This window comes from Streptomyces sp. NPDC006463 (assembly GCF_042870715.1).
Taxonomy (GTDB): Bacteria; Actinomycetota; Actinomycetes; order Streptomycetales; family Streptomycetaceae; genus Streptomyces.
This window is the reverse complement of the sequence record NZ_JBIAHP010000005.1, coordinates 318,574-334,206: the sequence shown is the minus strand read 5'-3', so window position 1 is coordinate 334,206 and position 15,633 is coordinate 318,574. Positions and strand designations below refer to the sequence as shown.

14 protein-coding genes and 1 pseudogene are annotated in these 15,633 nt (G+C 70.8%); 7 read left to right on the top strand and 8 right to left on the bottom strand.

The window, feature by feature from the left end:
- The first annotated feature begins 73 nt into the window (after positions 1–73).
- Positions 74–2,257 carry a SpoIIE family protein phosphatase gene (locus ACFYOB_RS12530; RefSeq protein ID WP_388558708.1) on the top strand — a complete coding sequence of 728 codons (2,184 nt, stop codon included), beginning with the start codon at positions 74–76 and terminating at the stop codon, positions 2,255–2,257.
- A gap of 46 nt (positions 2,258–2,303) precedes the next feature.
- The gene (locus ACFYOB_RS12525; protein ID WP_388558451.1) at positions 2,304–3,368 is read left to right on the top strand and encodes an AI-2E family transporter; all 1,065 of its coding nucleotides are present in this window, start codon (positions 2,304–2,306) and stop codon (positions 3,366–3,368) included.
- Positions 3,369–3,418: 50 nt separating this feature from the next.
- On the opposite strand, the gene ACFYOB_RS12520 is transcribed toward ACFYOB_RS12525, so the two are convergent.
- The 3 genes from ACFYOB_RS12520 to ACFYOB_RS12510 form a co-directional block, all read right to left on the bottom strand.
- A complete protein-coding gene (locus tag ACFYOB_RS12520; protein ID WP_388558448.1) occupies positions 3,419–4,411 on the bottom strand; it encodes a pirin family protein in 993 nt (330 codons plus the stop codon).
- A 152-nt stretch (positions 4,412–4,563) separates the two neighbouring features.
- Positions 4,564–5,016 (bottom strand): hypothetical protein, encoded by a 453-nt coding sequence (locus tag ACFYOB_RS12515; RefSeq protein WP_388558445.1) that lies wholly within the window; start codon positions 5,014–5,016, stop codon positions 4,564–4,566.
- Positions 5,017–5,033: 17 nt separating this feature from the next.
- Positions 5,034–5,405 (bottom strand): hypothetical protein, encoded by a 372-nt coding sequence (locus tag ACFYOB_RS12510; protein ID WP_388558442.1) that lies wholly within the window; start codon positions 5,403–5,405, stop codon positions 5,034–5,036.
- Positions 5,406–5,745: 340 nt separating this feature from the next.
- On the opposite strand from ACFYOB_RS12510, the gene ACFYOB_RS12505 reads away from it, so the two are divergent.
- Positions 5,746–7,464, top strand: coding sequence for a helix-turn-helix domain-containing protein (locus tag ACFYOB_RS12505; RefSeq protein WP_388558440.1), 1,719 nt, complete (start codon positions 5,746–5,748; stop codon positions 7,462–7,464).
- Positions 7,465–7,483: 19 nt separating this feature from the next.
- Here ACFYOB_RS12505 and ACFYOB_RS12500 read toward each other — a convergent pair whose 3' ends face one another.
- The gene (locus tag ACFYOB_RS12500; RefSeq protein WP_356871053.1) at positions 7,484–7,942 is read right to left on the bottom strand and encodes an SseB family protein; all 459 of its coding nucleotides are present in this window, start codon (positions 7,940–7,942) and stop codon (positions 7,484–7,486) included.
- Positions 7,943–8,011: 69 nt separating this feature from the next.
- Entirely contained in the window at positions 8,012–8,272 is a 261-nt protein-coding gene (locus tag ACFYOB_RS12495) for a DUF397 domain-containing protein (RefSeq protein WP_388558437.1), read from the bottom strand.
- Between the two features lie 284 nt (positions 8,273–8,556).
- Here ACFYOB_RS12495 and ACFYOB_RS12490 point away from each other — a divergent pair, with 284 nt between their 5' ends.
- The 3 genes from ACFYOB_RS12490 to ACFYOB_RS12480 all read left to right on the top strand — a co-directional run bounded on the left by ACFYOB_RS12490 (position 8,557) and on the right by ACFYOB_RS12480 (position 11,659).
- Positions 8,557–8,847 (top strand): ATP-binding protein, encoded by a 291-nt coding sequence (locus ACFYOB_RS12490; RefSeq protein ID WP_388558434.1) that lies wholly within the window; start codon positions 8,557–8,559, stop codon positions 8,845–8,847.
- 127 nt (positions 8,848–8,974) lie between these two features.
- The gene (locus tag ACFYOB_RS12485) at positions 8,975–10,801 is read left to right on the top strand and encodes an acyl-CoA dehydrogenase (protein WP_388558705.1); all 1,827 of its coding nucleotides are present in this window, start codon (positions 8,975–8,977) and stop codon (positions 10,799–10,801) included.
- A 129-nt stretch (positions 10,802–10,930) separates the two neighbouring features.
- Entirely contained in the window at positions 10,931–11,659 is a 729-nt protein-coding gene (locus ACFYOB_RS12480) for a hypothetical protein (RefSeq protein ID WP_388558432.1), read from the top strand.
- A gap of 124 nt (positions 11,660–11,783) precedes the next feature.
- Here the strand turns inward: ACFYOB_RS12480 and ACFYOB_RS12475 are convergent, their stop codons facing one another.
- Both ACFYOB_RS12475 and ACFYOB_RS12470 read right to left on the bottom strand, forming a co-directional pair.
- Positions 11,784–12,023, bottom strand: a complete 240-nt coding sequence (locus ACFYOB_RS12475) for a zinc ribbon domain-containing protein (RefSeq protein WP_388558702.1) — start codon at positions 12,021–12,023, stop codon at positions 11,784–11,786.
- 12 nt (positions 12,024–12,035) lie between these two features.
- Positions 12,036–12,260 (bottom strand): annotated as a pseudogene (locus ACFYOB_RS12470) (helix-turn-helix domain-containing protein); the annotation flags it as partial.
- Between the two features lie 152 nt (positions 12,261–12,412).
- Here ACFYOB_RS12470 and ACFYOB_RS12465 point away from each other — a divergent pair.
- On the top strand, positions 12,413–13,705 hold the full coding sequence (locus ACFYOB_RS12465; protein ID WP_388558429.1) for a M18 family aminopeptidase: 1,293 nt from the start codon (positions 12,413–12,415) through the stop codon (positions 13,703–13,705).
- A 46-nt stretch (positions 13,706–13,751) separates the two neighbouring features.
- On the opposite strand, the gene ACFYOB_RS12460 is transcribed toward ACFYOB_RS12465, so the two are convergent.
- Positions 13,752–15,596, bottom strand: coding sequence for an NHL domain-containing thioredoxin family protein (locus ACFYOB_RS12460; RefSeq protein WP_388558426.1), 1,845 nt, complete (start codon positions 15,594–15,596; stop codon positions 13,752–13,754).
- Positions 15,597–15,633: the final 37 nt, after the last annotated feature.

The window sequence follows — 15,633 nt, the reverse complement described above, 5'->3', positions numbered from 1 at the left end:
CGGGCCCCGCGAATGCCGCCCGCCGGGCCGGGTGACCAGGCAGGTAAGAGTGATGACCTGTAAAGATGGCCGGGTGCGCACCGAGGACGTCCTGACCGCCATCGCGACCGGCTTGTGGAGATGGGACAACGCCTCCGGGACGGTCACCCTCGACAACGAGGCCGCCCGGCTCCTCGGGCTGCCCGCCGAGCCCGTGGTGCTGCCGGAGGTCGCCGTACGGTCGCGGTTCCACCCGGTGGACTGGAACGAGATCAACGGCATCGTGAACCTGGCCGTCGCCGAGGGCACGCTCGCCGAGGCCAGGCTGCGGATCATGGACGAGGACGGGCGGGTCCTGCGGACCGTACGCAGCCGCTCCAAACCGCTGGAGAACCGCGGCGCCGACGGCCGCGTCGACTACGAGCTGATCGGCACCATCCAGGAGATCGCCGAGCCGCAGCCCGGCACCACCGCCGCGCACACCCCGATCACCGGTGACTGGCGGCGCTCCCGCGAGGCCTTCCTGCTGGACGCCGGCCGGGCCCTGGCGGAGGCCCGCTCCACGGCGGAGGTGCTGCGGGTCGCGGCCTCGCTGTCCATGCCCGGGTTCAGCCCGGACGGCCTGGCCGTCTTCGGCGTGGCCGGGGACCGGCTGTCGGTCATCGGGCACCACGGGCACGGTCCGGGGGACGAGGGCCCCTTCACGGACATGACGCTGGAGACGGACTACCCGGCCGCGGAGGTCGCCCGTAACGGCCGGGCGATCTACCTGCCCAGTCCGGAGGACTACAAACGGCGCTTCCCGGCCACCTGGCCGCTCGCCCAGCGCTTCGACCGGGTGTCCTGGGCCTTCCTGCCCCTGATCGTGGCCGGACGGACCATGGGCGCCTGGATGGCCGCCTTCAAGCACCCGGTGTCCTTCTCCCCCGACGAGCGGTCCGTCCTGACCACTGTGGCCCGGATGCTCGCACAGGCCCTCCAGCGCGCCGGGGTGGCCGAATCGGAGCGGGAACTCACCACGGGCCTGCAGCGGTCGATGATGCCGCAGCTCGGCCCCGAGATCCCCGGCATGCAGATCGCCGCCCGGTACGTCCCGACCGGCGGCGGGCTCCAGGTCGGCGGCGACTGGTACGACATGATCCCGCTGCCCTCGGGACGGTTCGCGCTGGTCATCGGCGATGTGCAGGGCCACGACGTGCGCGCGGCCGGGCTGATGGGCCAGCTGCGGATCGCGGTACGGGCGTACGCCTCCGAGGGCCACCGCCCGGACGCGGTGCTCTCCCGCGCCTCCCGATTCCTGGCCGGGCTGTGCTCTTCGCAGGAGTCCGATTCCCCCGAGGACCCGGACCTCGACCCCGGCGCCGACCCGGACTTCCAGAGCCCGCGGTTCGCGACCTGCCTGTACGTGGAGTGCGACCCGCGGACCGGAGTGCTGGAGGTGGCCCGCGCCGGCCACCCCGACCCCGCGATCCGGATGACGGACGGCACCGTCCTGATGCGCCCCACGGCGGGCGGCCTCCCCCTCGGGATCGTCCCGGACACCGACTACCCGACCACCCGGTTCACCCTGGAACCGGGCGAGACGATGATGCTGTGCACCGACGGGCTCATCGAGACCGGCGGGCACGACCTGGACACCGGCTGGGCCCGGCTGCGCGCGATCCTGGAGACCGAGACGGACCTCGACGGCGGCCACCTCGAAAAGCTGGCCGACCTGCTGGTCCAGGCCGTCCACGGGCCGTCCTCGCACCACACCACCGGCCCGCTGGCCGACCGCCGCGAGGACGACATAGCCGTGGTGCTGCTGTGCCGCGAGGGCGGCGGCTGCGGCTGCGGCTCCCCGCAGCTCCACCCCGGCCGGCCGGCCCGCCGCACGATGCTGACCGTGGCCCAGGCCGAACCGGAACGGATCGCGGGCGCCCGCCGCCAGATCCGCGAGCTGCTGCACGACTGGGCCGACCCCGAGCAGGTGGATTCGGCGGTGCTCATGGTCTCCGAGATGGTGACGAACGTACTGGTGCACACCGACGGCGACGCGCTCCTGGTCGCGGAGGCGGCGGGCGAGCTGGGCGGGCGTCGGCTGCGCGTCGAGGTCGCGGACTCCAGCGACGAGCCCCCGCACAAGCGGCACCCCGGCGAGATGGCCTCCAGCGGCCGCGGCGTGCTGCTGATGGAGATGCTGGCCGACACCTGGGGCGTGGACCCGCAGGGCGAGGGCAAGTCGATCTGGTTCGAACTGCACGAGCAGTCCAAGGCGGACGCCGTCCCGGTGTTCTGAGCCCGGGCACCGGGGGCGGTCTGACGGACCGTGATTGGATACAGCGGTGCCCGATCCCCTCCTGCCGGAGCCCGTGCGGCGGCTCGCCGCCTGGTGCGCGGTCGCCCTGCTCGTGACCGCGGTCCTCGCCGTCGGCGTGTGGCTGTGCATCGTCTTCCAGACCGCCGTCACGCCCGTACTGCTGGCCGTGCTCGGCACGGCCCTGCTCGGGCCGATGCACCGGCGCCTGGTCGCCATGAGGATGAACCGCTCGCTCGCCGCGGCCCTGACCTGCCTCGCCGTGGTCGCGGTCGTCGGCGGGGCCACGTACATCGTCGTCCTCGCGCTCATCGAGACCGGCGATCAGATCGTCGACGCGCTCCGGCGGGCCGGCGAGACCCTCGCCGGGCACTTCGGGGCGGTCGGCACCTCGCTGGAGGACGTCACCGCGAACTCCAAGGAGCTGCTCACGAAATTCGGCAGCACCGCCGCGTCGGGCGTGGTCGCAGGGCTCAGCGTGGTCGGCTCGATGATCGCGATGGCCCTGCTCTCGCTGGTGCTGATCTTCTTCTTCCTGCGCGACTCCCACCGGGCCGTGGGGATGCTGCGCTCGCTGGTCCCGAGCCGGTCCGGCGACCTGATGGAGGCCATGGGGCGGCGAGCCTTCGAGGCCGTCGAGGGCTTCATGCGCGGGACCACCTTCGTGGCCCTGGTCGACGCCGTACTGATCGGCGCGGGCCTGCTGGTCCTCGACGTGCCCGGCGCCCTGGGCCTGGCCTCGCTGGTCTTCGTGACCGCCTACATCCCCTACCTCGGCGCCTTCCTGTCGGGCGCCGTGGCGGTCCTCGTCGCCCTCGCCGACCGGGGCTGGGTCATCGGCCTGTGGGCGCTCGGTCTGGTGCTGGCGGTGCAGATGATCGAGGGGTACGTGCTCCAGCCCCTGGTGCAGAGCCGCACGGTGCAGATGCACCCGGCCGTGGTCATGCTGGCCATCACCGCCGGGGCGAGCATCGCCGGGGTCCTCGGGATGCTGCTGGCGGTACCGCTGACGGCGGCCTTCTTCGGGGTGATCTCGGAACTGCGGGCCCGGTACGGCGATGCGCCGCGACCCGGGCCCGTGGATACCGCCTAGCGCAACGGACTCCCCGGACGGAGTGCCTGCCGGGATCCCGTCCGGACCGGTCAGTCCTGCGCGTCGCCCGCGCCGCGGTGGCCGAGCCCCGTGCGGGCGGTGGTGGGGATGCGCCCCAGCCGGCCGGCCTGGAAGTCGTCGAAGGCCTGCTGGAGTTCGTGCTTGCTGTTCATGACGAACGGGCCGTAGTGCGCCATCGGCTCCCGTATCGGACGGCCGCCGAGGAGGACGATCTCCAGGTCCGGGGCGTTGGAGTCCTGGGACTCGTCCGCCCGCAGCGTGAGCGAGCCGCCCTCGCCGAAGACGGCCGTCTGCCCGGTGTGGACGGGCCTGCGGTCCTCGCCGACCGACCCGCGCCCGGCCAGCACGTACGCCAGGGCGTTGAAGTCCTCGCGCCACGGCAGGGTGATCTGCGCGCCCGGCGTGACGGTCGCGTGGATCATCGTGATCGGGGTGTGGGTGATGCCCGGACCCTGGTGCCCGTCGAGCTCACCGGCGATCACGCGGAGCAGGGCGCCGCCGTCCGGGGTGGTCAGCAGCTGGACCTGGCCGCCGCCGATGTCCTGGTAGCGCGGGGGCATCATCTTGTCGGAGGCCGGCAGGTTCACCCACAGCTGGAGGCCGTGGAACAGCCCGCCGCTGACGACGAGGGACTCCGGCGGAGCCTCGATGTGCAGCAGGCCCGAACCGGCGGTCATCCACTGCGTGTCACCGCCGTTGATGACACCGCCGCCGCCGTTGGTGTCCTGGTGGACGAAGGTTCCGTCGATCAGGTACGTCACGGTCTCGAAGCCACGGTGCGGGTGCCACGGGGTGCCCTTGGGCTCGCCCGGGGCGTACTCCACCTCGCCCATCTGGTCCATCATGATGAACGGGTCGAGGTGCTGGTAGTTGATCCCCGCGAATGCGCGGCGCACCGGGAATCCCTCACCCTCGAACCCACCGGGAGCGGTGGTGACGGCCAGCACCTTGCGCGGAACGACCGCCTGCGGCTCGGCCACGCGAGGAAGCGTCAACGGGTTCTCAACAGTCACTGCGGGCATGGTCAGGACCTCCTTCTGCGTCGAGTTTAGTTGAAACTCGAACTTTCTGCCACACCCGACAGAACAGAAGGAGCCCCGGGGGAATTCCCCCGGGGCTCACTCGTCCCTCACCGCACCCTCTCGACCTGGAACCGCAGGTCAGGAGGGTTGGCTCACGCCCACGAGACGTAGCAGTTGACGCCGTCGGACTCCCGATAGCAGTCGGCGTTCTCCACGTCATAGATCTTGGTGTAGACGTTCGCGCCGATCCGGTGCCAGGTGCCGTGCATGTTCAGCCAGTAGTCCTCGAACTGCAGGGTGAAGGCGTCCGTGTCACCGAACACCGTCCAGCTGTAGGTCCGACCGTTCATGCTGGCGGTCGTACAGTTCCCACCGGGGTTGACCCAGTTCGACGCGTTGCCGCCGTCCCAGTTCCAGATCGCACAGTTGCTGCCCCGGCCGGCGTTGTAAGCGGCGATGTCCTTGGCGATGACCAAGTTCTGGATGCTGTCGTGCCGGATGACATCGCCGCCGACGACGGCATGTGCGGGCGCGACACCCGCGAGCAAGCCACACGTTGCCGCCACGCTCACGGCGAGACTGCGCAGGACCGTTTTGCGGACCATGAGGGTCTCCTTCACTGCTACGAGGACGCGATACGGATCGAGTTGATCGGCGAGAGGTTCTCCGGCCAGCCGTCGCCGGGGCGCATCTTGGGCAGACAATCGGTGCCGTAGGAGGTCCTGCAGAGCTGTACGGTCCAGCCCCAGGTCTGATTGTTGTAGACGATGTGCGACCCCTCCTGGTTGTAGAGCTTGTGCACGCCGACGCTCCAGTACATGTCGGTCGGACGGGTGTCCCATCCAGCGTTCTGGCCGTAGATACACACGGCCCCCTCCGGACACTGGAACGAGTCCGCTTGCGCGGTCCCCGTCGCCAGCACACCCATACCGAGCGCCAGTGCCCCCGTGGCGACGACGGCGGCGAGCTTCGTGCGGATCGACATACGTGCCATTACTGTTTTCTCCCTGGCCATTGGACCGAGACGGCCTTCCGCGGTAATGCTGTACACACAGAGACGGAAACCCCGTCCGACATTCTGTCTAGCGATGCTGCCGGAGGCGGAGCGGGCACAAAGGGAAAGGCCCGGATCACGCGGAGACATGTCTCGCATTCCTCCGATGTAGCCGTTTGTCCGCGGCGGCTCCGACCCCCGCTGCACCACAGACTGCGAAATGACCGGGCGACGCTGCAACGGTGTGGACTAAGCTGGGACGCTGGGATGATTCACCTATCCCGACCTGCATAAATGCCGACGCCTGGGACGGGCGGCCGGCGCCGAGGGGGGATCGTTCGTGAGCGAGTCCAGCGCAGGGCATACGGAGGGGAACCAACCGGGGCCGGCCCGCACGGCCAGGGCCCGGCAGCAATTCGCGGATCGGCTCACCGAATTCAAGGACCGGCGCGGCTACAGCTACGAGTCGCTGGCCCGAAAAGCGCATATGAGCCGCTCGTCGGTGCACCGCTATTGCCGGGGAATCGTCATTCCCGTCGAGTTCGGAACAGCGGAGAAAATCGCCCGATTATGCGGTGCGAGTCCTCGTGAGCTGGCCGATCTTTACCGCCTGTGGGTGGCGGCCTCCGCCGCGGAGAGCGACCCGGGTCCGGACCCGGCCGGAGGCGAGGGGGCCGAAACGGGGGAAAGGGCCGAAGGCGCCGACGTCGCGGGCCCTGCCCCACAGCCGGTCCCGCCGCCCGCCCCGCGGCGGGCGGCCCGCCGCCCGCCCGCCGGCGCGCGCTTCGCCGTCGCCTCGTTCGCGTTGGTCCTGCTGTCCGTGGTATCGCTCAGCGGTTCCGTGCCCGCCCCGCGCCGGGCCGCCACGGCACCCCCCACGTCCGCCACCGCCGCGCCCTGGACCCAGGTCCCGACCCCCGTGTCGAACGGCATCTTCGGGATGACGCTCAACTCCTCCACCGGCGCCATGCCCACCTTCCAGATCGACACCGTCCGCCTCTGGGACAGCCGGACCCGGTGGTCCAACATCCAGCCGCGGCGCGGCGTGTACGACTGGTCGGTCCTCGACCGGCTGGTCACCGCCGCCAACGAGGCGGGCCTGCCCGTGCTCTTCACCATGGGAGGCACGCCCGACTGGGCGAGCCCGGGCGGCCCGCACACGGCGTACGACGACGGATCGCGCACCAGCCCGCCCGACGACCTCGCCGACTGGACGGCCTTCGTCGCGGCGGTGGCCGGCCGCTACCGGGGCCGTATCGACGCGTACGAGCTGTGGGTCATGGGCAACGACCCCCGCTACTTCAGCGGCAGCCTGGAGACCCTGGTCGAGATGACCCGCAGCGCCAAGGCCGTGCTCGACGCCGTCGATCCGGACGCGACCGTCGTCTGCCCCTCCATGGGCCGGCTCTGGGAAGCCGAGGGGATGGGCATGCTGGAGCGCTTCTCCGAGCTGCGCGGGTACGACTCCTGCGACGTCGCGGGGGTCAAGCTGTACCAGCGCACCGCCTCGGACCCGCCGGAGCAGATGCTCGGCCTGGTCGGCGAGATCGACCGCGCCTTCCACCGGGGCGGATCGCACCCCAAGCTGTGGAGCACGGGCACCACGTACGACATCATGCTCGAGAAGCCCCTCGAAGAGCCGGCGGCCTCCGCGAACGCCGTCCGCTTCTTCCTCGTCGGCCTGTACGCGCGCTACCAGCGCATGTACTTCTACAACTGGGGCGGCGTCAAGATCCCCATCGTGATGCAGCCCGAGGGGCAGCCTCCGACCCGGGCTGCCCTGTACGTCGAGGAACTGCGCCGCTGGGTGCACGGCACCCGGATCCACTCCTGCGGCAACGGCCTCGCGGCGGGGCTGCCGGTGGGGGTCTGGCAGTGCCGGTTCGACCGCGACGGCACCGAACTGGCGATCGTGTGGGCCCCCACCGGCACGGCGCGCCTGAAGGCGCCTCGGGGCGTGAGCGCGGTACGCCACCTCGACGGCACGACCTCACCCGTCGGCACCGACGGGACGGTCGAGGTCACGGCCCTGCCGGTCCTGCTCACGACGACGCGGTGACGCTCAGCCGCCGTTGTAGCTAGCCGTACATGCGGCGCATCGCGAAGTCGACCATCTGCTCGACCGCCTTCGCGTCGAAGACCATCCGGTGGTCGCCCTCCATGTCGAGGACGAAGCCGTACCCGGTCGGCAGCAGGTCGATGACCTCCGCGCCGGTGATCACGAAGTACTTCGACTCCTTGCCGGCGTACCGGCGCAGCTCCTTGAGCGTGGTGAACATCGGGATGACCGGTTGCTGCGTGTTGTGCAGCGCCAGGAAGCCCGGTGTTTCGCCGCGCGGACAGTAGACCTTCGAGGTGGCGAAGATCTGCTGGAAGTCCTCGGCGGACAGCGACCCGGTCGTGAAGGCGCGTACCGCGTCCGCGAGGGACGGCGGCGACGGCTCCGGGTACAGCGGCGGCGCCTGCTGCGCGTAGCCCTGCGGGGGCTGCTGCGCATACTGCTGCTGGGCACCCGGGTTCTGGTCGTAGCCGTACATGGGCGCCAGCCTACCGAGCGGCCGAAGCCGTACCGGCCGGTACCGGCCACTGCTGCCCGGCGGCGGGCGTCAGCCGGACGGTTTCCCCGCCTTCAGCGCCCGCACGAACGGCACCCACGCGCCGGCCGTGACGATCACCGCGGGCTCGTGTGGCCTCTTCGAGTCCCCGACGGGAACGATCCCGACCAGGCCGTCCGCGACCTCGACGCAGTCACCACCAGTGCCGTCGCTGTGGCTGCTCTTGCGCCAGCGGGCGGCACCGGGGAAGGCCTCGGTCGCCGACGCGTCGCGGTTCGTCACAGTCAGTCCGCACAGGAACGGAATCCCCATGAGTCACCACGCCGCCGACCGCGAGGCGATCGAGGCCCTGACAAAGCTCCGCGCCGCCCTTGCCGCGCACGGGATCGCGCTGCCCTCCCTCGACCTCCATCTCCCCCTCCTACGCGGACACGTACCGGACCGGACCCCACCCCTCCTTGCCCTCGGCAACTGCAACACCGACACCGCCAGCCGCCTGGCCGCCGCCCTCCAGGCGCCGGCCGGGGCCGACCGGTGCGGCCGTTCACCGCGGGGCTGCTCGCCGTACCGAAGGCGGTGCCGAACTTCGGCTGGCCGTGCGGGAGCACCTCGGCCCGGTCTGCCCCGACGCGGAGCTCTGCGTCAGCGAGCTGACCAACGTGATCACCCACCTCGGCGAAGGCACGCCCGTCACCCTGCAGATCACCGGAAGGGCAACCCGTACGCGGGTCGAGCTCACCGATCCCGAGCCGCGGGTGTGGCCCGCACCGCGGCAGGCGGCCGACGGCGACGAGTCCGGGCGGGGGCTGGCCCTGGTCGACGCCGTAGCCCTGAGCTGGGGGGTCACCCAGGGCCCGGACACCAAGACCGTTTGGTGCGAGCTTTGACGCTGGTCACATTGCCCGCCAAGGGTTGCGTCTTATTACCCGTGGGTAGCATCATTACGTTACCGATCGGTATGCACTCGGTATGTACGAGGAACCTGTCTCCCCGAGCCTTAACGGAGCCGTCGCCATGGGGCACTACAAGTCGAATCTCCGCGACATCGAGTTCAACCTCTTCGAGGTGCTCGGCCGCGACAAGCTGTACGGCACCGGTCCGTTCGAGGAGATGGACACCGAGACCGCCAAGAGCGTCCTGTCCGAGCTCACCCGTCTCGCCGAGAACGAGCTGGCCGCCTCCTTCGAGGACGCCGACCGCAACCCGCCGGTCTTCGACCCGGCCACCAACACCGCGCCGGTCCCGGCCTCCTTCAAGAAGAGCTACGAAGCCTTCATGGACTCGGAGTACTGGCGCCTGGGCCTGCCCGAGGAGATCGGCGGCACCACCTCGCCCCGCTCCCTCATCTGGGCCTACGCGGAGCTGCTGCTCGGCTCGAACCCGGCCATCTGGATGTACTCCTCCGGCCCGGCGTTCGCCGGCATCCTCTTCGAAGAGGGCAACGAGGCGCAGAAGAAGGTCGCGCAGATAGCCGTCGAGAAGCGCTGGGGCTCCACCATGGTCCTCACCGAGCCGGACGCCGGCTCGGACGTCGGCGCCGGCCGCACCAAGGCGATCCAGCAGGCCGACGGCTCCTGGCACATCGAGGGCGTGAAGCGCTTCATCACCTCCGGTGAGCACGACATGGAGGAGAACATCCTCCACTACGTCCTCGCCCGCCCCGAGGGCCACGGCCCGGGCACCAAGGGCCTGTCCCTCTTCCTCGTCCCGAAGTTCCACTTCGACTGGGAGACCGGCGAGCTGGGCGAGCGCAACGGCGTCTACGCGACGAACGTCGAGCACAAGATGGGCCTCAAGGCCTCCAACACGTGCGAGATGACCTTCGGCGACCAGCACCCCGCCAAGGGCTGGCTGATCGGCGACAAGCACGACGGCATCCGCCAGATGTTCATGATCATCGAGTTCGCCCGGATGATGGTCGGCACGAAGGCCATCGCCACCCTCTCCACCGGCTACCTCAACGCGCTGGAGTACGCCAAGGAGCGCGTGCAGGGCCCGGACCTGGCCAACTTCATGGACAAGACCGCGCCCAAGGTCACCATCACGCACCACCCCGACGTGCGCCGCTCGCTCATGACGCAGAAGGCGTACGCCGAGGGCATGCGCGCCCTCGTCCTGTACACCGCCTCCGTCCAGGACGAGATCCAGCTGACGCAGGCCGCGGGCGAGGACGCCTCCTCCCTCATCGGCCTGAACGACCTGCTCCTGCCGATCGTGAAGGGCTACGGCTCGGAGAAGTCGTACGAGCAGCTCGCGCAGTCCCTGCAGACCTTCGGTGGCTCCGGTTACCTGCAGGAGTACCCGATCGAGCAGTACATCCGCGACGCCAAGATCGACACCCTCTACGAGGGCACCACGGCCATCCAGGGCCAGGACTTCTTCTTCCGGAAGATCGTCCGCGACCAGGGGGCCTCCCTGAACGTCCTCTCCGAGACGATCAAGAAGTTCCTGGCCGAGGCCGTCGGCGGCGAGGAGCTGGCCGGCGCCCGCGACGCGCTCGCCAAGGCCGCCGTGGACCTGGAGGCCATCGTCGGCCAGATGATCGTCGACCTCACCGCCACCGGCGAGGACGTCAAGAACATCTACAAGGTCGGCCAGAACACCACCCGCCTGCTGATGGCCTCCGGCGACGTGGTCGTCGGATACCTGCTGCTCAAGGGCGCGGCCGTGGCCGCCGAGAAGCTGGCGACGGCCTCCCCCAAGGACGTGCCGTTCTACACCGGCAAGATCGCCGCCGCGAAGTTCTTCGCCGCGGAGGTCCTCCCGGGCGTCTCGGTCCAGCGTCAGCTGGCCGAGGCCGTCGACAACTCCCTCATGGAGCTCGACGAGGCCGCTTTCTAGCCCGCACCGCGCACCGAACGTCCAGCGGCCGGGTCCTCCGCACGGGGGCCCGGCCGCTGCCGTACCCCGCCACAGGCCTGTGTCCTGCGGCTTTCCCCGTTGTCGGTCGTTCATGGGACGCTCGTACGCATGAGTCCACAGGATCAGCACGGCAGCAGGGGGTACTCCGTCCCCACCGGGCGGCCGTACGCCCTCAAGGAGCTGCAGGCGAGCCTGGGCAGCCTCGGCGACCACCTGCGCGAGCTGTACGACGGCTCCCACCCCGCCGAGTACGACGGGATCGCCGACGCCCTCTACGTGGCCTTCCAGACCGCCGCCGGGCTGGCACCCGCCAAGAGCTACACCGGCTGCCCCGAGCACCCCAACGGCGCCCTCGACCCCGAGGCGCCCGAAGGCTGGGGCCGCTGCCTGATCTGCAACGACCGGCGGCGCCTCGGGCGGCGGCTGCAGGGCGGCCGGGCGGCCGGCCCCGCCGGAGAGCAGCGGCGCCTCGGCTACCCCGTGCCGGAGGGCCCGTACACGCTGCCCGCGCTGCGCGCGTGCCTGCGTACGGTCGAGGACCAGCGCTTCCACCTGAGCCTGTCCTCGCCCGCCGAGGACTTCGTCCGCATCGCCGACGACCTCCACCGCGCCTTCATCGTCGCCCGTGAGCTGTCCCGGCCCCGCAACGCCTCGGGCTGCTCCGAGCACCCCGGTGCGCCCATCGATCCCGACGCGCCCCCCGGCGAGGCCTGTATCTTCTGCGCCGGACGCAAGAGGCGCGCGCAGCGCTCCGCGCAGACCCCGGAGATGCTCCCGCGCATCCGCCGGGGCGAGCGCAGGCAACTGCACCGCAGATTCGAGCGCCCGCCGGGCTGAGAATCGACGCGACCGCAGAGGCGCGCGGGCGCGGAACCAGTTCTCTCGGTTGTCCGCGCGGTCCGGCCATGACGAACACGAACCCGACCCTCGTTAAGGTGAACCACTTGCCTTCCTCCCCTCCCTAGCGGGAGGGGATTCCCACACTCACGAGTGGGGATTCCTGTTTCGCCACGGACCGCCCCGACCGAGAGGAGGACTCCCGATGAGGTCTCGCATCCGCTCCACAGGCAGCAGCCGCCGGCCCGGCGGCCAGAAGACTGACCGCGGCGTTCCCGTCCCGGTCGTGAGCGGTCCCGCAGCTCTCACACGTCCACTCGCGACCGGTGCTGTCGCACGAGACCGTGACCGTGGACGGCGTCACCCCCTCCGGCAACACCTCCGCCAGGAAGGCCGGTTCCTCGGTCTTCTTCCACGCGGTGAGCACGGCCGACGTCCGCCCGTAGCCCATCCGCTCGCCGCTCGCCTTCCAGGCCTCGGCTCGGGCGGCGAGAGCCAGCTCGTAGACCTTCCGCACACACCCGAACGTCCGCGACAGTTCCCCGGCCTGCGCGTCCGTCGGATAGAAACGGTACTTGAACGACCGCTTCACCGAAGGAATCCCCACACCCCGGACGCTAGGGTCGGGCACGATCCGAACACAAGCACAGGTCACAGCCTCACGCTGCGGCAATCCTCCGCAGCGAGGCTCCGAGCCGGAAATGCGTTTCCTCACCCGGCTGAAGCCGGGGGCTTCCACACAAGGGAAATACGATGAGCTCTCCCGCCCGCTTCGACCGCGGCCACACCGACGATCTGATGACCTTCCTGACGGCCAGTCCGTCGCCGTACCACGCCGTGGCCAACGCGGCCGAGCGGCTGGAAAAGGCAGGCTTCAGGCAGTTGTCGGAAACGGACGCCTGGGATGCGGGCACCGGGGGCAAGTTCGTGCTCCGCGGCGGCGCGCTCATCGCCTGGTTCGTCCCCGAAGGCGCGGCCGCGCACACCCCCTTCCGGATCGTCGGCGCGCACACCGACTCGCCCAACCTGCGGGTCAAGCCGCTGCCTGACACGGGCTCACAGGGCTGGCGGCAGATCGCCGTCGAGATCTACGGCGGGACCCTGCTCAACACCTGGCTCGACCGCGACCTGGGCCTCGCCGGCCGGCTGACCCTGCGGGACGGCACCGACCGTCTGGTGAACGTGGACCGCGCGCTGCTGCGCGTGCCCCAACTGGCCGTGCACCTGGACCGGTCGGTGAACAGCGACGGGCTCAAGCTCGACAAGCAGCGGCACATGCAGCCCATTTGGGGTCTGGGCGATGTCCAGGAGGGCGACCTGATCGCGTTCCTGGAGGAGGAAGAGGGCCTGGAGCAGGGCTCTGTGGCCGGCTGGGACCTGATGGTCCATTCGATCGAGCCCCCCGCCTACCTCGGCCGCGACCGCGAGCTGCTCGCCGGTCCCCGCATGGACAACCTGCTGTCGGTGCACGCGGGCGTCGCCGCGCTGGTCGCCGCGTCCACCGCCGGGAAGCTCCACCACATCCCGGTGCTGGCCGCCTTCGACCACGAGGAGAACGGCTCGCAGTCGGACACCGGCGCGGACGGGCCGCTGCTGGGGAACGTGCTGGAACGTTCAATCTTCGCGCGCGGGGGCTCGTACGAGGACCGGGCGCGCGCCTTCGCGGGCACCATCTGCCTGTCCTCCGACACCGGGCACGCCGTGCACCCCAACTACGCGGAGCGGCACGACCCTTCGCACCACCCGCGGGCCAACGGCGGACCGATCCTGAAGGTCAACGTCAACCAGCGGTACGCGACGGACGGCAGCGGGCGCGCGGTGTTCGCGAGCGCCTGCGAGCGGGCCGGCGTGCCGTGGCAGACCTTCGTCTCCAACAACTCGATGCCGTGCGGCACGACGATCGGCCCGATCACGGCCGCCCGCCACGGCATCCAGACCGTCGACATCGGCGTCGCGATCCTCTCGATGCACAGCGCCCGTGAACTGTGCGGCGCGGACGACCCGTTCCTGCTGGCGAACGCCCTGCTGGCCTTCCTGGAGGACTGAGCCCCAGGAAGGCCGGGTCGCGGCGCCACCGAGTTCGCGGTCCGGGTTACCCCTCGTCGTCCATCCCGGCGAGGACGAGGGGCAGCCGGGCGGCGCCGCCGTCGGTGACGCGCACGGGTACCCCCCAGTCCTGCTGGTGGACGTGGCAGGCCGGGTACTCGTTGGCCGGGTCGTCGTCGCAGGACGCCGCCATCGCGGAGACGTGCAGCACGCCCTCGGTGACGTCCGGGTTCAGCGCGAGCTCCCGGAACAGGTCGGTCCCGGCCCCGTCGCCGCCGGCGAGGAGCTCGGGCGGGGTCGAGGAGACGAGCAGGCGCGTCGAGGGCCCGTAGCGGGTGTCGAGCTTCTGCCCGCTCGGGGCCTGGAAGACCACGTCGAGGCGGAGCGTGCCGGGGGCCACCTCGGTGGCGGCGCGCTGGGTCCGGTGGGCGACCGAGTCCACCCGTACCGCCTCCTCCGGGAGGCGCAGCCGGGTCAGCCGGTGCCGGGCGGACTCGACGACCACGATGTCGTCGTCGACCAGCACGGCGTCGCTCGGCTCGCGCAGGTCGGTGGCGAGCGTCGAAACCTCGCCGGTGGCGGGGTCGTAGCGGCGCAGCGCGTGGTTGTACGTGTCGCACACCGCGACCGAGCCGTCGGGCAGGGCGGTCACCCCGAGCGGGTGCTGGAACAGGGCCTGGCCCGCGTCCCCGTCCCGGTGGCCGAAGTCGAAGAGCCCGCTGCCGACGGCGGACGTGACCTCGTAGCCGGTGTCGGTGGGGTGGACGTACCTGAGGGCGCTCGTCTCGGAGTCGGCGATCCACAGCCGGTCCCCGGCAGCCGCGAGACCGGAGGGCTGGGCGAACCAGGCCTCGGCGGCGGGCCCGTCGAGGAGTCCCTCGTTGGTCGTCCCGGCCGCGACCTCGACCGTGCCGGTCTCCGGGTCCCAGGTCCACAGCTGGTGGACGCCGGCCATCGCGATCCACACCCGGCCCTGCCACCAGGCCACGTCCCACGGCGAGGACAGGTCCACCTCCAGCGCGGGGCCGGAGGTGGGCGAGCCCTGCCACCACTGCCGGCCGGTGCCGGCCACGGTCTCGACGGCCCCGGTGGCCGGGTCGAAGCGGCGCAGCGCGTGATTGACCGTGTCGGCGACGACGACGGTCCCGTCGGGCAGCAGCGCCAGCCCCTGCGGCTCGCTGAAGCTGTCGGAGGTGAAGCCGCGCTTCCCGCTGCCGACGCGCCGTACGACGCTCTCCCCGTCGGCGGCCAGCTCCACGAGCTGGTGCCGCGTCGAGTCCGACACCAGGAAGTTCCCGGAGGGCAGGAGCAGCGCCTTCCCGGGGAACCGCAGGTCGCTCGCCACGGCCTCGGGCGCCACGTACGGCCCGTCGCCGCGCCGCAGCGTCCCCTTGGCCTCGTGCGCGGCCTCCAGTTCCTCGACGAGCCGCTCGATGGCGTGCGCGTGCCCCTCACCGGCGTGCTGCGCGACGACGTACCCCTCGGGGTCGATCACGACGAGCGTGGGCCAGGCCCGTACGGCGTACTGCTTCCAGGTCGCGAGCTCCGGGTCGTCCAGGACGGGGTGGTGCACCTCGTACCGCTCGACGGCATCGACGACGGAGGCGTGCTCGGCCTCGTGGGCGAACTTCGGCGAGTGCACGCCGATGATCACGACGGTGTCGCGGTGCTTCTCCTCCAGCTCGCGCAGTTCGTCGAGGACGTGCAGGCAGTTGATGCAGCAGAAGGTCCAGAAATCCAGGATCGCAATACGTCCCCGCAGGTCGGCGAGGGTCAGCTCCTTCCCGCCGGTGTTCAGCCAGCCGCCCTTGCCGATCAGCTCGGGGGCACGGACACGGGCACGGCGGCGGGGCGCGGGCGCGGGGGTGGGCGCCGGGGCAGCATCGTTCATCCTTCAAGCTTGCCATCCGGGTACGAACACCGGATCA